Source organism: Thauera sp. 63 (assembly GCF_000310165.2).
In the GTDB taxonomy this organism is placed as follows: Bacteria; Pseudomonadota; Gammaproteobacteria; order Burkholderiales; family Rhodocyclaceae; genus Thauera; species Thauera humireducens.
The window spans coordinates 14,063-30,502 of record NZ_AMXC01000034.1 but is presented as its reverse complement, the minus strand read 5'-3'; the positions used below and the strand labels follow the sequence as shown (position 1 = coordinate 30,502).

Here is a 16,440-nt window from a genome sequence, read left to right as displayed (position 1 = left end):
CGTGGCGGCGAACTGCAGCCGCGACAGGTCGACGAGTTGCTCACTGACCATGGGTTTCTCCAGATGTCGTGTGTTGTTTTACGCTGGCCGGGGCGAGCACCTGCGCGGCCATCGCGCGGGCGTCGACCGCCACCTTCGCGTCGCGGATGAACGCCCACCACAGCGCGGTGATCAGCGCCAGCTTGATTACGATGGCAAGGGTGAGATGACGTAACAGGCGTTGGTCGGACGGCTTCATGGGCGGGTACCAGTTGTTTCTGATCTGTCTCATATCAAACATCGTGCCAACGTGATATCCGGGCGCTAGTGCCCGGTAAAGCCTCTGTTGCGCGGCTTATTACAAGTCGAGCTTGTGCGGAGCACTGCCGCGCGACCACAATGGCGGTTACTTACTGCCACTTCTGACAGCGTCATGACAATCGATCCCCGCCCGCTTCCTGAACTCATCTCCTTTCTGGAAACGCTGCCCGAGCCCCATATCCTTTGCGATCGTGAGTACCGCATCATTGCGGCCAATACCGCCTATCGCAGTGCGAACGCGGGCGGGCGCAGCGTGATCGGTCGCACCTGCTACGAGGTCTCGCATCACTACAGCGTCCCATGCGACCGTGCAGGTGAATCCTGCCCGCTGGCGCGCAGCCTGCAATCGGGCCAGCGCGAGCGGGTGCTGCATCTGCATCACACCCCGCGTGGCGAGGAGTACGTGAATATCGAACTTTCGCCGGTGCGCGATGAAGCGGGCGAGATCGGTTGGTTCATTGAGAAGATGGAGCCGATGCAGGTGGCCCGCGGCGTGGCCGATCACCGCGCCATGATCGGCCGCGCACCCGCGTTCCAGCGCATGCTTGAATTGGTCTCCCGCGTTGCGCCGTCCGAGGCCAGCGTGCTGCTCCAGGGAGAGTCAGGTACGGGTAAGGAACTGGTGGCCACGGCGGTGCATGAAGCGAGTCGCCGTGCGGACCATCCCTTCGTCGTGGTCGATTGTTCGGGCTTGCCCGAGACGCTGTTCGAGAGCGAAGTGTTTGGTCATGAGCGTGGTGCCTTCACGGGGGCCGTAGCACGCAAGGCCGGCTTGGTGGAGGCAGCGAGCGGAGGCACCCTGTTCCTCGACGAGGTGGGTGATATTCCACTTAGCATGCAGGTGAAGCTGCTGCGGCTCCTGGAAACAGGCACTTACCGTCGGGTCGGCTCCACCGAACTGCGTCGTGCCGATATACGCCTCGTCTCGGCGACGCATCGGCCCCTGCAACAAATGATCATCGATGGCAGTTTCCGGCAGGATCTCTACTTTCGTATCAACACCTTTCCGATCCGCGTGCCGCCCTTGCGTGAGCGTGCTGAAGACCTGCCTTTGCTTGTAGAGGCGCTGCTTGATCGGGTTGCGCCCCGCCGTGGCTTGAGTCTGTCCTCGGGGGCCATGCGCGTGCTGTCTGCTTATGCCTTCCCTGGGAATATTCGCGAGCTTCGAAACGTCCTCGAGCGCGCCAGCCTGATGTGTGATGGTGATGTGATCGGCCCGGAGCATCTGGCGGAAGAGGTGACCATTAATGACAACACGGGCGGCACTCGGCTGGATGGAGTGGTGGGCCGGGCCGCCATGGACGCCCGCGAGGCGCTATCGAACGGAGACGGTGTGGTCGACCTTGACGAACTGCAGCGTCAGGCCCTGCTGCGCGCCGTGCGTAGCCATACCGGAAGCCGGCGTGAGCTGGCGCGTAAGCTGGGGCTTAGCGAGCGGACCTTGTACCGGCGCTTGCAGGCGCTTGGTGTGCACGTCCCAAGGACTGAGTGAAGGCGTTCGCGGTGATTGCTTGGTTGAGCGCGGGTGAAGTTGGCATGTCGTTTGCTCTAGTTTCTTCTCCAACCAGTTCATGCCCACTCGCGTGTCGCCCTCCGCGCCACGCACGAACACCCTCATTATGAAGAAGGTGACAACCATCCCGATCAGAGACCAATCAACTTGGGCTAAGACCTTTCGCCGTCTTGTGGGCGCGGTCCTGTTCGCTTGCGTAGCCGGCGGGGCCTTGATGGCCTTTCGTGGCGAAACCGTCACGGTTGTTGAGGTGCGCCAGGGGGAGTTGCGCCAGTCGGTGGTGGCTAGCGGGCGCGTGCGCACGCCCCTGCGCATCGAGATGTCGGCGCAGATTGCCGGGCGCGTGACGGAGGTCGGAGTGCGCGAAGGCGATGCCGTTCAGCCAGGCCAGACCCTGATCCGCCTCGACGAGCGTGAGTGGGAGGCGACCGTTAATCAGGCGCGTGCTGCGGTCGTGCAGGCCGAATCCAGACTGCGTCAGCTCCAGGAGTTGGGGCTGCCAGTTGCCGAGCAGGCACTGCGGCAGGCCGAAGCCAATGCGGTGCAGGCGACACGCAACTATCAGCGGGTCAGCGAACTCGTCACCCGCGGCTTTTACAGCCAGGCGCAACTCGACGATGCGCTGCGCGCGCGCGAGGTTGCCGACAGTCAGTTGCGCAGCAACCGCCTGCAACTGGCCAGCCAGCAGGCGGGGGGCAGCGAGAGTGAGTTGGCGAGAAGCAGCCTTGAGCAAGCGCGTGCCGCACTGGCGGTCGCCGAGGCGAGGCTGGGCTATGCCACGCTGCGTGCGCCGGTCTCGGGCACCGTTTTGACGAGAACCGTGGAGCCCGGGGATACCGTGCAGCCGGCCCGGGCATTACTGACGATCGCTCCGCTGGGCGAGACGGAGCTCACCGTACAGATCGACGAGAAGAACCTCGGCCTGCTCAAACTGGGCCAGCTCGCGCTGGCCTCGGCCGATGCCTACCCGGGCGAGCACTTTGCTGCCGAACTCATCTACATCGCACCCTCGGTGGATGCGTTGCGGGGCTCGGTTGAAGTGCGCCTGCGCGTGCCCGAGCCGCCGCCTTACCTGAAGCACGAAATGACCGTATCGATCGACATTGAGACGGCTCGCAGGGAGCAGACGCTCATCGTTCCTTCAGAGGTCGTGCGAGGACTTGACGAGGGGCACCCCTGGGTAATGGTGGTAAGAGATGGGCGCACACAACGCCAGGCGGTGCGCCTCGGGCTGCGCGGCACGGGCAGCGTGGAGATCCTTGAGGGCGTCTCACAGAGCGATACGCTGTTGCCATCGACAGACGACAAGCCGGAGGGCCGTGCAGTTCGGACGCGTGCCGCATCATGAAGTCCTGGCTGCCTTTTGAGTGGATTGCTGCCTTGCGCTTTCTGCGCGAGGGCCGAATGCAGTCGCTGCTGATTGTCGTAGGTGTGGGCGTGGGGGTCGCTGTGATCGTATTCATGTCGGCTTTGCTGTCGGGGCTGCAGGCCAATCTCGTGCGCCGCACATTGAGCTCACAGGCCCATGTCGTGCTTTTGCCCGCTGAAGAGGTCGCACGCCCCCAAGGCACGACGGGGGAAGAGGCAATCCGCCTGCAAAAACAGGCGCAGCGCCTGCGCTCCATCGACCAGTGGCAGCAGATTCGCGACCGGTTACATGACTGGCAGGAAATCGCGGCGGTGTCGCCGGTGGCCTCTGGGCCGGCCTTTGTCGTGCGCGGGGACGCGAACAAGGCGATCACCTTGATCGGTATCGACCCCGCGCACTACAACCGGGTCATCTCGCTTAGCGATCGCCTTACCGCAGGCCAGTTGCGGGTCGGCGCGGGCGAGGCGGTCATCGGCATTGAGCTGGCCAAGGACCTCGGCGCCGACGTCGGTGACAAGCTGCGTATTAGCAGTGCAGGCAGCGCTGCGGAGACCCTGACCATCACCGGGCTGTTCGATTTGGGTAACAAGGGTGTCAATGCACGCAATGTGTATGTTGGACTGCGCACCGGACAGACGCTGCTTGACTTGGTCGGCGGCGTGTCCAGTATCGAACTGGCCTTGTACGACCTTGACGAGGCCGAGCGCGTTGCCCAACGCATTGCAGCACAAACCGGTTTGATCGCCGATAGTTGGATTCGCACCAATGCCCAGTTCGTTACCGCGCTGACCTCGCAGCGGGTGTCGAGTAACGTGATCCGGTTCTTTGTCGGCCTGTCGGTTGCCTTCGGCATCGCCAGCGTACTGGTCGTGTCGGTCATCCAGCGCAGCAGGGAGATCGGGATCTTGCGTGCGATGGGAGCCACCCAGGCACAGATGCGGCGCATCTTTCTGTTGCAAGGCGGAATTGTCGGGTTTTGTGGGTCCTTGCTGGGCTCGGGCTTGGCCTGGAGCTTCTTACTGATGTGGCAACTGATGGCGCGTAATCCCGATGGCACGCCGCTCTTCGTGATCGCGTTCGAGCCGCTCCTTGTCGGGGTTGCCGCTGGTGGCGCCAGCCTGGTCGGCATCCTCGCAGCACTGCTTCCAGCTCGTCGCGCGGCCAGCCTAGACCCAGTGGTGGCAATCCGTGGCTGAGCCCGTCCTGCACCTTGAGGGGATTCGCAAGGCCTACGGCAGCGGCGATACCGAGTACGAGGTATTACATGGCATCGATCTGCGCCTCGAGCGTGGTGAGTTCGCAGCGCTCATCGGCCCGTCCGGTTCAGGTAAGAGCACGCTGCTCAACCTGATCGGCTTGCTCGATCGCCCCACTGCGGGTCGCCTGGTGATCGACGGCGAGGAGACCTCTGCGCTGGATGATACCGGCCTGACGCGCTTGCGCGGGCAGCGCATCGGTTTCGTGTTCCAGCACCATCACCTGATACCCGCTTTCACCGCCGAAGAAAACGTCGCCATGCCGCAGTTGGTCGCGCTTGGTTGGCCGAATGCGGCCATGTTTGCACGGGCAGGGGCGTTGCTCGCACGGGTGGGGTTGGCGGAGCGCGGGCAGCAGCTTGCCAATCGGCTATCCGGGGGGCAACAGCAGCGCGTCGCCATTGCCCGCGCGCTGATGATGGCACCCTCGCTGGTCCTGGCCGATGAGCCCACCGGCAACCTCGACACGCACTCGGCAGACGAGGTCTTTGCACTGCTGCGCGAGGTCAACGAGCAGCTGGGGACGAGCTTTCTGATCGTGACCCACGATCCGCGTCTCGCCAAGCGTTGTGATCGCGTCATCGAGCTTATCGACGGGACAGTCGTCGCCGATCGTCCGAACTCACTGCGATAGGTCATCGCCATGACGCAGCACCGACACCTTATTGCTTCGAAACTGCCAATCATGCCAATTCTGCGTCAGCAGAAACTCAAAATGGCAGGCCGTCCCTTAGTCCTGCGAGGCGCGTGAGCCTCGTGTTGCCTCGAAAGCCTTCAGCGACGCATGGTGAATGCTGTGAGCTGGTTATGGCACGGGAATTGCTTCGGGTCCGCAAGCGGGACTGCGTTGCAGCACATCGAAGCAGCTAACGCGTCCGGGCTAAAAGCGAGCCGCGGACTGATAAGACGAACTTCAGTCGTCGGCCGTCTTTGCTGTCGTTAGGGAGAACCATGTCGTGCATTTCCAGGTGATCGAAGGTCGTGACACAGGGCTGATTGGTTACCTGCTGAGTGATCCGAACGAACGCGTCTCCGTCATCGTCGATCCGCCGCGGTCGTGTGTCGATGTGGTTCTCGCTCTGCTCGCGGAACACCGTTTCCGCCTGCTTCGGGTATTGCGTACACACGTCCATGAGGACGACAGGGATGATTGCACAAGGCTGTGTGTGTGCACGGGCGCCTTGCTTTCGCCTCACGTCAATGATGCTGAGACCACGCAGATTGTTTTCGGGGGAGAGGTGCTTCGACCTATGGCGACGCCGGGTCATACCCCACGCTGTGTCAGTTACCTGTGGCGTGATCGTCTTCTATGCGGTGATCTTTTTAACTTTGGCTCATGTATCTCAGCCGAGTACCAAGCCGATCTTGGGCGCCTCTTCGATAGTCTTACGCGGCGCGTCTTCACTTTACCGGATTCGACACTCGTTTTTCCCGCGCATCCGGTACGTGGTCGACATGTTGCGACGCTGGCAGAACTTCGACAGAGGTATGCATCGACCCTAAGCCGTGGAAGGGAGGCGTTCATGACCGAGACGGCCCGGCGCCATGGGGCGCGTGCGCGCCCGCCGGGTTTTCAGAAGCTCCCGTAAGACCTTGACGACAGCAGATTGAACCTGTTGGTGTGTATAGAATGAAAGATGATTCTTCTCAACTTGGGAGGCTGCGATGAAGACGCGACTACACGGCTTTGCTAGATCGCTTATCGTCATCGCGACGGTGGCTTTCGGATCCGTTGCCATGGCCGCCACCGGCACAGCAGACCACACCAAGTTCAAGGAACTGCAGGGCCCCTTCACGAGTGGCGAGGAAGTGACCGCTGCCTGTCTTGCCTGCCACACCGAGGCCGCCAAGCAGGTGATGGCGACGCGGCACTGGACTTGGGAATACGTAAATCCGGATACCGGCCAGAAGCTGGGCAAGAAAACCATGCTTAACGGCTTCTGCATCGGCGACCGCTCCAACGAACCTTTCTGCCAGTCCTGTCACATCGGTTACGGCTGGAAGGACGCGAGCTTCGACTTCAAGGACGAGAAGAAGGTCGACTGTCTTGCCTGTCACAACACAGGCGAATACCGGAAGTTGGCCGGCTTTGCCGGACATCCGCCTTATGAACGCACGGAGTTCCCGGCCAAGTCGGGCAAGTTCGTCGAGGCCGTCAATCTGGCAAAGGTTGCGCAAAACGTGGGCGCGACGTCGCGCCAGACCTGCGGCGCGTGTCACTACTATGGTGGCGGCGGCGATGGGGTGAAGCATGGCGATCTCGACTCTTCGCTCAACAAGCCGTCGAAGGAACTCGACGTGCACATGGCAGTGGACGGACTGAACTTCACTTGTGCGAGTTGCCACAAGACCGACCAGCACAAGGTGGCCGGCAGCCGTATCAGCATGACCGGCGCCGATCCGCATGGCGCGATCATTCGCGGCGAGAAGACCGACCGTAACCCGGCGACGTGCCAGGCTTGCCATGGCGAGCGTCCGCACAAGGGCGGCTTCGCCCACGCCGAGCGGCTCAATGACCATACGCGCACGCTGGCCTGCCAGACGTGCCACATCCCCGAATTCGCGCGCGGTGGCGTACCAACCAAGATGGGATGGGACTGGTCGACCGCCGGCAAGCTGACACCCGAAGGCAAGCCCTTCCAGAACAAGGACGAGAAGGGCCACGTCATCTACGACAGCAAAAAGGGCGACTTCATCCTCGGCGAGAGCGTCACGCCTGACTACCTGTGGTTCGACGGCAAGGTCAGCTACACGCAGCCCGACACCAGGATCGATCCCTCCAAGCGGGTCGAGGTCAACAGTTTCCACGGTACGCCGGGTGCGGCGGATGCGCGGATCTGGCCGGTCAAGACCTTCCACGGCAAGCAACCTTACGACACCGAACACCTGACGCTGCTGGTGCCCCACACGGCCGTGCCGGACGACACCGCATTCTGGTTCAACTTCGACTGGGCCAAGGCGCTGAAGGCCGGCGCGGAAGCGACCGGTCAGCCCTACAGCGGCAAGTTCGATTTCGTCGAAACCTCGATGCTATGGCCGATCACGCACATGGTGGCGCCGAAGGAGAAGGCGCTCGAGTGCGCCCAATGCCATGCCGACAACGGCCGCCTAGCAGGCGTGCCGGGCGTGTGGATGCCCGGGCGCGACCGCTCTGGCCTGCTCGACAGGCTGGGTTTCGGGCTGGCAGGTCTGATTCTGCTGGGCGTCGCGGGGCATGGCGGCCTGCGCTTCCTGACGCGCAACAAGCACGCCCACCGCAAGGAGCACTGAGATGAACGAGCGCCTCTACCTCTTCACCCGCTTCGAGCGCTTCTGGCACTGGGCGCAGGCGGGGCTGATCATCACGCTGCTGTTTACCGGCTTTGCGATCCACGGCAGCCATGGGCTGGTGGGGTTCCGGAAGGCGGTAGAGATCCACGAGATTGCCGCATGGCTGCTGATCGCACTCTGGATCCTGGCGATCTTCTGGCACTTCACCACCGGGCAATGGAAGCACTACATCCCGACCGTCAGTAACATCGACCGTATGGTGCGCTACTACGCCTATGGGATTTTCATCGGTGCGCCACACCCCTACAAGGTGACGCAGGAGCGCAAGCACAACCCACTGCAACGTCTCGCCTACCTAGGGGTGAAGCTGTTCATCAACCCGCTGGTGTGGATCAGCGGCCTGGTGTACCTGTTCTGGGGCTCCCTGCAGGGCAGCCTGCCCGCCGGCTTGGGCTTGCAGCAGGTTGCCACGGCGCATACGGTGGGCGCATTCCTGATGCTCGCCTTCCTGATCGTACATGTGTATCTGGCGACGGCCGGGCATACGCCGCTGGCCCACATCAAGGCGATGATCACCGGCTGGGAAGATGTGCACTAGGCCGAAAATGGGGTGTCTGCAGGCAAGAAATCAGCCGATTAACGAAGGGTCAGCCCTTAGTCGGTGGATCTCTGCGGGGCTGACCCGAGCACCGTGAACGCTTCGGCCTGGGTCATGAAGATGCGGCCCGACAGCCACACCGTCACCCCGGCCCGGTCCAGGCGGTCACGCACCGGACCTTTCAGTTCCGAGAAATGCAGCTGCAGGCCTTTGGCGCGCAGCTCGCGGTCGAGCTGCATCAGGACCTCGAGGCCGGTGAGGTCGATGCCGTTGACCCCGCTCATCATCAGCACCACGTGGCGCAGGTTCGGGCGGCGCGCCAGGGCTGACGACAGGGTCTCGGAGATCCAGCGTGAGTTGGTGAACACCAGACTCTCATCGACCCGGATCGACAAGACCTCCGGCAGCGTCTCCACCTCGAAGCGATTGACGTTGCGGAACACGTCGGTGCCGGCCAGGCGCCCGACTTCGGTCCAGTGGGGGCGGGCGGTGCGCTGCAGCAGCAGGCCGACGGCACCGACCACACCGGCGAGCAAGGCCTCCTTCACCCCCACCGTCAGCGTCAGCGCCGCCACCATCAGCATCAGGGCGAACTCGGTGCGCGAGTAGCGCCACGCCAGCACGAAGGGCGTAAAATCCACCAGCGACAGCACGGCGATGACGATGGTCGCGGCGAGTACGGCGCGCGGCAGGTAGTGCAGCACGTCACCCAGCAGCGCGATCGCCACCGCCAGGAAGAGCGCGGTCCATACGCCGGCCATGCGCGTGCGCGCGCCAGCGTCGAAGTTGACGATGCTGCGCGCGAAACCGCCGGTGACCGGCATGCCGCCGGACACGCTGGCCGCGGCGTTGGCCGCTGCCAGTCCGAAGAGTTCGCGCCGGGGCGACACCCTCTCGCCGCGGCGTGCGCCCAGGGCCTCGGCCACGGCGAGGCTCTCGACATACGCCACCAGTCCCAGCAGTACGGCCGGTGCAAGCAGCTCACGCCACACCGGCAAGGGCGCCGTCCACGGCATCGGGAAAGCCAGGCCCTCGCCAAGGCGGATGCCTCCGGACAGGGCGACGCCCTCATTCAGTTGCGGGAAGCCGGCGACCCAGGCGATCGACGCTGCGACCACGACGATGGGCGCGGTACGCGCCAGCAGCTGTGCGGTCCGGGGCCTGACGCCCAGTGCTTGCAGCACAGCGCTGCCGTGCCGGCGCAAGGCCCACAGCATCGCGAGCGCCAGCACGCCGATGAGTGCGGTGGTCCCATGGGGCAGCGGATGACTGGCGCCGGCGAGCGACTGCCACAGTGCGAGCACCGTGCTACCGCCGGCCTGCACCCCCAGCAGTGCGGGGAACTGGCCGATCGCAATCACCAGCGCGGCGCCGGTGATGAAGCCGTGCAGCACCGGGGCGCCGAGCAGCGCCGCCAGCGTTTCGAGGCGGAACAGCGCGGCGACGAGGAACACCACCGCCATCTCCAGCGCCAGCACCAGCGCAGCCAGGTGCGGCGTGACCTGATGCGCGACGGCGACGCCGCCGACCGCCTGCGCCGTCATCATCGCCAGCACCGCGACCGGCCCCACGGCGAGGCTGCTGCTGGAGCCAAAGGCGGCGTAGGCGACGATCGGCAGCAGGCTCGCCATCACGCCCACCACCGGCGGCAGGCCGGCGAGCATGGCGTAGGCCAGGCTCTGCGGTACCAGCAGGATGGTGACGATCGCCGCCGCGATCAGGTCGTCGCTCAGGGCACTGTGCCGGTAGCCGCGCCAGCGCGCGAGCAGGGTGCGCGGGGCGGCGGCAGTCGTCGAGGGCATCGGGTGGCGCGCCTACAGCAGATCGATCGGGATCTTCAGGTAATGCACGCCGTTGTCCTCGGCCGGTGGCAGGTTGCCGGCACGCACATTGACCTGGATCGCCGGCAGGATCAGCGTCGGCATGGCCAGCGTGCGATCGCGTGCGGTGCGCATGGCGACGAAGTCGGCCTCGGTTACGCCGTCATGGACGTGGATGTTCTTCGCCCGCTGCTCGGCCACGGTGGTTTCCCACACCGGGGCGCGGTCGTCGGGCGGATAGTCGTGGCACAGGTGCAGGCGCGTCTCGGGCGGCAGCGACAGCACCTTGCGGATCGAGCGGAACAGCGTGGCCGCATCGCCGCCGGGGAAGTCGCAGCGCGCGGTGCCGTAATCCGGCATGAACAGGGTGTCGCCGACGAAGGCGTCCTGCCCGACGATGTAGGTCAGGCATGCCGGCGTATGACCGGGGGTGTGCATCACCTCGACGTCCAGCCCGCCAATGCGGAAGCGCTCGCCGTCCTCGAACAGGTGGTCGAACTCGGCGCCGTAGGTGTTCATGTCCTTGGCGTTGAAGATGTCCTTGAACACGCCCTGCACCTGGCGGATATGTGCGCCGATGCCGATCCTGCCGCCAAGCTGCTGCTTGAGGTAGGGCGCGGCCGAAAGGTGGTCCGCGTGGGCGTGGGTCTCGAGCAGCCAGTCGACGTGCAGTCCGGCGTTGCGCACATAGGCAATGACGGCGTCGGCCGAGGCGCACGATGTGCGTCCCGACTTGGGGTCGTAGTCGAGCACGCTGTCGATGATCGCGGCGCGTGCTGTCGCAGGGTCGGACACCACGTGAGTGACGGTGTTGGTGGCGGCGTCGAAGAAGGACCGGATGTCTGCCTGTGGCATTGGAAAGCTCCTCATGTCGGTTCGTGGCTGAGTGGGCGCCTCACTCGGGCACGCAGATCTGGCCGCGGCTGGCGGCCCGTAGGGTCTTGAAGGCCAGCAGCGCGACGACGCCGCTCAGCACCGCGAGCATCAGCCAGGACAGCCCTGCATAGAAGGCCTGGCCGCTGCGCGCACTCATCTCGAAGGTGGCGATCGTCATGGCCGCCAGCGGGAAGGAATAGGCCCACGCCGAGATGAAGAAGGGCAGGCGGAAGAAGCGCACCGCATTGCTCGCCAGCAGCAGGGTCAGGAACAGCGCGGTGAAGTAGAGCACGCGGGCGAAGGCGTCGACCTGGCCGGTGAGTGCGACATAGGCCAGGAAGCCGACCGAGGGCGGGACGATCAGGATGAAGAGCGTGGGGGTCAGGCGCGCGGGCAGCGGCTCGTGGAAGAACAGCCGGTACAGCACGATCGTCATCAGCACCAGCCAGAACACCAGCCCGATGCTGAAGAAGAACCAGCTGATGTCCGCCGGGGCGAAGCGCACGCCGGCGATTGGCACGATGATGTTGCCCACCACCGGGATGAACCAGGCCGGGTTGGCGTGCTTGATGTCGTAGTGGGTGTGGTGGATCCAGCTGCTCATGGCGAACAGCGTGAACATGAGATGCACGGCGGCGCCGATGCCCCACATCCATTGTGCGACGGCCGGGGCGTCCTGCGCCCAGCTGATCGACAGCAGCAGCAGGCCGATGGAGATGGCGGGGAAGAAATTGAGCCGCACCGGATGGGCGCGATCGGCCTTCACCGCCCCGGGGTGTCGCAGCAGCTTGGCTCCGTACATCGCCAGCAGGAACAGGTACAGCGCACTCGCCAGCCAGCGCAGCGCGACGCCGACCTCGACCGGCACGCCGCCGGTGTGATGGGCCTTGAGCCAGGCAATGGTGAGGCCCGCCATGCCCATCACGGTGGAGAACAGGGCGACCGGGAAATGCGCGAGCCGTCCGCCATGCGCATCGTGCGCAGCGGCGGGCGTGGCGGAGGAGGCGGGGGCGTTCATCGTTCTTCCTTGCAGGGCTGTCAGTAACGGAGGTCGATGCTGATCCGGGCGGTGCCCGCACCGGCAGCTACTTCGAAGGCACTGTCCGCGAACGCGGGCGGGCCGGACACGGTGGGATTGTTCGAGAGGCCGTAGCCTTCGGTCGGGAACATGCCGAAGCGGCGATTGAGTTCGCCGTTACCGTCCTCGTCGTCATAGACCATGATCGCGTAGCGACCGGGCGGCAGCGCACCGAAGCTCACCGTCACCGTACCGGCGCTGGCCGGCACCTGCTGTATGGCGACGGCCTGCGCTTCCTTGCGGAAGGTTTTCGGGTCGGAATACAGCCCCACGCGCAGGCTTCCGCGATCATGCTGGATTCCAGCCAGACTGACTTCAAGTGCGGACTCTTGCGCCAACACCGTGGTGGCGGTTGTGGCAGAGAGGAGGAACACGAGCAGATGAGAGCTCATGGCGTGGGACTCCCGTTGATGATTAAGTGCGATAAATCGTCAGAAGCCAATGACCTTGCGGTTCGGCTCCAGCAGGGCGGCGCCCATGTCGGCCGGCTTGGCCGGCTTGATGCCGTCCTTGAGGTCTTCGGGCTTCTTGCCGCTGTTGGGCAGGTAGAGCGCGCACACCGAGGCGGTGGCGCCCTTCTTCAGCGCGCCGTCGAGTAGTTGCGCTGGTGTCACGTTGTTGGGTTTGAGCGCTGCGCCGCCGGCATCCTTGAGTGCGAGGTCGCCGGCGTGGTCACACAGCAGGATGTCGACCTGTGCGCCCTGTTCCTGCATCTGGTTGGCCAGCACCATGGCCATGCCCTGGGTCATCGGGCTCTGGGCATTGAGGACGACGGTGACGGCGGGCCTGTCGGCGAGCGCGGCGGTGGAACCGAAGGCGATGGCGAGGGCAACGAGGGCTTTCTTCATGGCAATGCTCCTGTGGAATGAGTGATGTGTCGATGAATCAGGTCTGCAATTCCGGATAGGCCTGGCGCAGCTTGTGATCGGCGAGGAATGCGCCCAAGGGCAGGAGGGCACCGAGGAGCAGTAGAAGCGCGAGGCCGGGGCGGAGGATTCCGCGTGCGAGCGCGCTCAGCGTTGCAGTCGCAAGGGACAGGAACAGAGCCCCGTGCAAGGGTCCCAGCAGCTTCACGCCAAGTGGCTGGTCGAGCATGTACTTGACTGGCACGGCGACGAACACCAGGGCGAGCAGTGCGATGCCGTCCGAAAAGGCGAGCCAGTAGAGGATCTTGCGGTGGGACATGCTCGGCGACTCCACGTCAGAGGTGCTCGACGGGCGTAAGCCCGATCGGGTAGGGGTTGAGGGGCGGCAACTGCGCGGCGATGTCCTGCAGCGCTGTCTGCAGCATCTCCTCGACTACGGGGTGGTAGAAGGGCAAGGCCAGCAGATCGTGCGCCGTCTCGCCGCGCTGTATGGCCCAGGCAAGCAGATGGGCGAGATGTTCACCACCTGTCGCGACCATCGCGGCGCCGAGCAGTCGGCCATCGGTCGCGTCGGCATAGACGCGCAGCAGGCTGTCGGTGGCGCCGAGGATGCGGGCGCGTCCGTTCTTGTCGCCGCTGCCGGTGCCGACCACGACCCCGTAGGTGGGCAGGGCGTCGAAGCGCATGCCGACGGCGGCGATGTCCGGGTCGGAGAAGGCGATGCCGAGTGGCACCTTGCGCCAGAAGTGCGTGGGGGTTTCGCGGGCAGCGTTGTAGCCGGCAATCGCGCCTTCGTCGGCCGCCTCATGCATCAGCGGCCGGTCCGCATTGGCGTCTCCGGCGATGAAAACCGGCAACTCGCCAACCTGCATGGTTGTCGGGTCGAAGCGCGGGGTGCCGCGTTCGTCGAGCGGGAAGCCGGCGGCTTCCAGGCCCAGGCTGTCGACGTTGGGGCGCCGGCCGAGGGCGGCGAGCAGCAGTTCGACTTCGGCCTTCCGTCCGTCCGCGTGCATGACAATGCCGGATGTGCTGCGCTCGAGCCGGGTCTGCGTGCCCAGCCAGAGTTCGATCTCCTGGCCAAAACGTTCGCGTGCGCGCTGGCCGAGTGCAGGATCGACGATGCCGCCGACGTTCGGCGCGAGGTCTGCACCGACCACGCGGATGCCGAGGCGGGACAGCGCGAGCCCCATCTCGAGCCCGATGGCACCGAGTCCGAGAATACCGATGCTGCGCGGAAGCGCATCGAGTTCGAAGAGTGCGTCGGTCGAGATCACGCGATCGCGCACGTCGTCCAGCCAGCCGGGCATGACCGGGCGCGAACCGGTGGCGATGACGACGGCACGGGCGCGCACGCGCTGCAGGCCGGCAGGCGACGAGACCTCGATGAGCGTGGGTTCTAGAAAGTGCGCCGTGCCTTCGATGAGTTTGTCGCCGGCGGCGGCCCGCGCCTTGCTGGCACCGCTGCTGGCGAAGAAGTCGCGTTGTTCGCGCAGCCCCGCCCAAGTCGCGGCAAGGTCGATGGACAGGGCCTCGACGCCGCTTGCCCCGATCCCGGCCATGGCTTTGCGTGTCGCCCACTCCGCACCGGCATGCAGCGCGACCTTCGAGGGCATGCAGCCCACCCGGGCGCAGGTGGTGCCAAGCGGGCCGCGGTCGATCAGCAGGAAGTCGCGCCCGGCACGACGCACCTCACGCAGCGCATAGAGCCCGGCGCTGCCCGCGCCGATGATGGCGACATCGGTCTGGATTTCGTTGGTCATACGATTTCTGTCTCATACCGGCATGGATGCCCTGCAGCGGGCCAGGCTCGCTGCAGGGCGGGGCGGTTTACAGCGACTTGGTGGAGAAGTACCAATCGACCGTGTTGTAACCCTCGGAGGCGCGCTTGTCGGCTGCCTCGGCGGTCTTCGGCGGGGAGACGATCACGTCCTTTCCCGGGCACCAGTTCTCGGGCGTGGCGACGCCGTGCGTGTCCGAGGTCTGCAGCGCCTGCAGCAGGCGGACGAACTCGTCGATGCTGCGGCCGTTGCTCATCGGGTAATACACCATGGCGCGCAGGATGCCATTGGGGTCGATGAAGAAGGTCGCGCGCACGGCCTGGGTGTCGGCGGCACCCGGATGGACCATGCCATAGGCGCGGGCGACGTCCATCTTGATGTCCTCGATGATCGGGAACGGGATGTCGACGCCGAATTTCTCCTTGATGTTGCGTGTCCAGGCCAGGTGCGAGAACAGGCTGTCGATCGACAGGCCGAGCAGGTCGCAATTCATCTCGGCGAACTTGGGTGCTGCATTGGCGAAACCGATGAACTCGGTGGTGCACACGGGGGTGAAGTCTGCAGGATGCGAGAACAGGATCAGCCACTTGCCGCGATAGTCCTCGAGCGAACGTTCACCATGCGTGGTGCGGACGCTGAAGGCAGGGGCTGGTTCGTTCAGGCGGGGGAAGCTGAATTGCTGTGCGGTTTCCATGATCGTGCTCCTAGGGTGAGGGAGGTGTCTTTCGACGGTTAAACATTAGAGAAAACTAATATTTAGGGCAACATTATTTGAGAAATAAGGTCAATAGCGAAATATCATCAAGGCTTGGATAAGTTCTGCTGCGTCTTATCAAGACATAAGCAATCGGCGTGCCAATTCTGTTGAAATGGCCTTGCTGTTGAAACGTCAGCGCTGGGGCCACAATCGCGACAAACCCCAGAGGCGGGTTTGTGCCATGCACTGCCGTCAGTGGCAGTGCATGTTGTGTGTATGGCGCATCAGCAGCCTATTGAGCACGTAATTCGGCTTGAGTTGAGCACTTAGAGCGCGCAACAAGAGATGGAGCTTCGAGCATTGCCACGTTCTCGCAGCGTGGAATGTCCGATCTACGTCGGGTGGCAGGCTTTGGACAAAGCCCGGGGGAGAAAACTGCGAATTGAGGCGAGGCGGTTCAGCCGGGGCGCGAATGCACGCTAGCAGGGTGACGCAAAAGTCCGTGAACGACCTGATAAGCTGATTGTCATAGAAACGTCTTCAGATCCCTTGTACAGCAACTATGCGCGGCCAACTCGACCCCCAGTCCTCGATGTTCCACTACTTCTCACCGGAGTCGCGTGTGCCGGCGGATCACCCGCTGAGACGGGTGAAGCGTTTGGCAGACCGTGCCCTGGCCGCCATTTCTGCGGAGTTGGACGCGTTGTATTCGTCGGTCGGCCGCCCGTCGATTCCGCCGGAGCGACTGCTCAAGGCGCAATTGCTGATCGCGCTGTATTCGGTTCGTTCGGACCGGCAGTTCTGCGAGCAACTCGACTACAACATTCTGTTCCGCTGGTTCCTCGACATGGATCATGGTTTGCATCGGCAGGCAACTGCCGATGTTGGAAGCGAGGCGATCCCGCCCCGATTTCCGACAGGAGCAAGCCATGGCAACCCAGAAGCCGCGCATTAGCCCGTAGCCAAGTTGGGCACAGTTCCTGTGTTCAGCGTGAGGAGCGCCACTCGCCGTTAGCATG

Annotated in this window: 15 protein-coding genes and 1 pseudogene; 7 read left to right on the top strand and 9 right to left on the bottom strand. The window is 64.2% G+C overall.

The window, feature by feature from the left end; translation table 11 throughout:
- Positions 1-40: 40 nt before the first annotated feature.
- Positions 41-238 (bottom strand): cytochrome oxidase putative small subunit CydP, encoded by a 198-nt coding sequence (gene cydP, locus C664_RS17485; RefSeq protein ID WP_038012286.1) that lies wholly within the window; start codon positions 236-238, stop codon positions 41-43.
- A gap of 174 nt (positions 239-412) precedes the next feature.
- Here cydP and C664_RS17480 point away from each other — a divergent pair, with 174 nt between their 5' ends.
- From C664_RS17480 to C664_RS17450, 6 genes are all read left to right on the top strand, one after another.
- On the top strand, positions 413-1,792 hold the full coding sequence (locus C664_RS17480) for a sigma-54 interaction domain-containing protein (protein WP_004291420.1): 1,380 nt from the start codon (positions 413-415) through the stop codon (positions 1,790-1,792).
- Between the two features lie 127 nt (positions 1,793-1,919).
- On the top strand, positions 1,920-3,161 hold the full coding sequence (locus tag C664_RS17475; protein WP_004291419.1) for an efflux RND transporter periplasmic adaptor subunit: 1,242 nt from the start codon (positions 1,920-1,922) through the stop codon (positions 3,159-3,161).
- Complete coding sequence (locus C664_RS17470) at positions 3,158-4,378, top strand: FtsX-like permease family protein (RefSeq protein ID WP_004291418.1); 1,221 nt, start codon at positions 3,158-3,160, stop codon at positions 4,376-4,378. Before C664_RS17475 ends, C664_RS17470 begins: the two co-directional genes overlap by 4 nt.
- Positions 4,371-5,072 carry an ABC transporter ATP-binding protein gene (locus tag C664_RS17465; protein WP_004291417.1) on the top strand — a complete coding sequence of 234 codons (702 nt, stop codon included), beginning with the start codon at positions 4,371-4,373 and terminating at the stop codon, positions 5,070-5,072. The genes C664_RS17470 and C664_RS17465 overlap by 8 nt, the downstream gene beginning before the upstream one ends.
- Positions 5,073-6,175: 1,103 nt before the next feature.
- Entirely contained in the window at positions 6,176-7,708 is a 1,533-nt protein-coding gene (locus C664_RS17455; protein ID WP_004291415.1) for a tetrathionate reductase family octaheme c-type cytochrome, read from the top strand.
- 1 nt (position 7,709) lies between these two features.
- Positions 7,710-8,306: a cytochrome b/b6 domain-containing protein gene (locus C664_RS17450; RefSeq protein ID WP_004291414.1), complete on the top strand. Its 597-nt coding sequence runs from the start codon at positions 7,710-7,712 to the stop codon at positions 8,304-8,306.
- A gap of 56 nt (positions 8,307-8,362) precedes the next feature.
- Here C664_RS17450 and C664_RS17445 read toward each other — a convergent pair whose 3' ends face one another.
- The 8 genes from C664_RS17445 to C664_RS17410 all read right to left on the bottom strand — a co-directional run bounded on the left by C664_RS17445 (position 8,363) and on the right by C664_RS17410 (position 15,418).
- A complete protein-coding gene (locus tag C664_RS17445) occupies positions 8,363-10,108 on the bottom strand; it encodes a SulP family inorganic anion transporter (RefSeq protein WP_004291413.1) in 1,746 nt (581 codons plus the stop codon).
- 12 nt (positions 10,109-10,120) lie between these two features.
- Positions 10,121-10,981 carry an MBL fold metallo-hydrolase gene (locus C664_RS17440; protein ID WP_004291412.1) on the bottom strand — a complete coding sequence of 287 codons (861 nt, stop codon included), beginning with the start codon at positions 10,979-10,981 and terminating at the stop codon, positions 10,121-10,123.
- 40 nt (positions 10,982-11,021) lie between these two features.
- Positions 11,022-12,020 (bottom strand): SLAC1 anion channel family protein, encoded by a 999-nt coding sequence (locus C664_RS17435; protein WP_004291411.1) that lies wholly within the window; start codon positions 12,018-12,020, stop codon positions 11,022-11,024.
- A 20-nt stretch (positions 12,021-12,040) separates the two neighbouring features.
- A complete protein-coding gene (locus C664_RS17430) occupies positions 12,041-12,472 on the bottom strand; it encodes a DUF2141 domain-containing protein (RefSeq protein WP_004291410.1) in 432 nt (143 codons plus the stop codon).
- Positions 12,473-12,511: 39 nt separating this feature from the next.
- Positions 12,512-12,928 (bottom strand): hypothetical protein, encoded by a 417-nt coding sequence (locus C664_RS17425; RefSeq protein WP_004291409.1) that lies wholly within the window; start codon positions 12,926-12,928, stop codon positions 12,512-12,514.
- A gap of 37 nt (positions 12,929-12,965) precedes the next feature.
- A complete protein-coding gene (locus tag C664_RS17420) occupies positions 12,966-13,265 on the bottom strand; it encodes a DUF3817 domain-containing protein (RefSeq protein ID WP_004291408.1) in 300 nt (99 codons plus the stop codon).
- 16 nt (positions 13,266-13,281) lie between these two features.
- Positions 13,282-14,706 (bottom strand): dihydrolipoyl dehydrogenase, encoded by a 1,425-nt coding sequence (locus tag C664_RS17415; protein WP_004291407.1) that lies wholly within the window; start codon positions 14,704-14,706, stop codon positions 13,282-13,284.
- A 67-nt stretch (positions 14,707-14,773) separates the two neighbouring features.
- Positions 14,774-15,418 carry a peroxiredoxin gene (locus C664_RS17410; protein ID WP_004291406.1) on the bottom strand — a complete coding sequence of 215 codons (645 nt, stop codon included), beginning with the start codon at positions 15,416-15,418 and terminating at the stop codon, positions 14,774-14,776.
- Positions 15,419-15,983: 565 nt separating this feature from the next.
- Here C664_RS17410 and C664_RS17405 point away from each other — a divergent pair.
- Positions 15,984-16,274: pseudogene (locus C664_RS17405) on the top strand (transposase); the annotation flags it as partial.
- Positions 16,275-16,440: the final 166 nt, after the last annotated feature.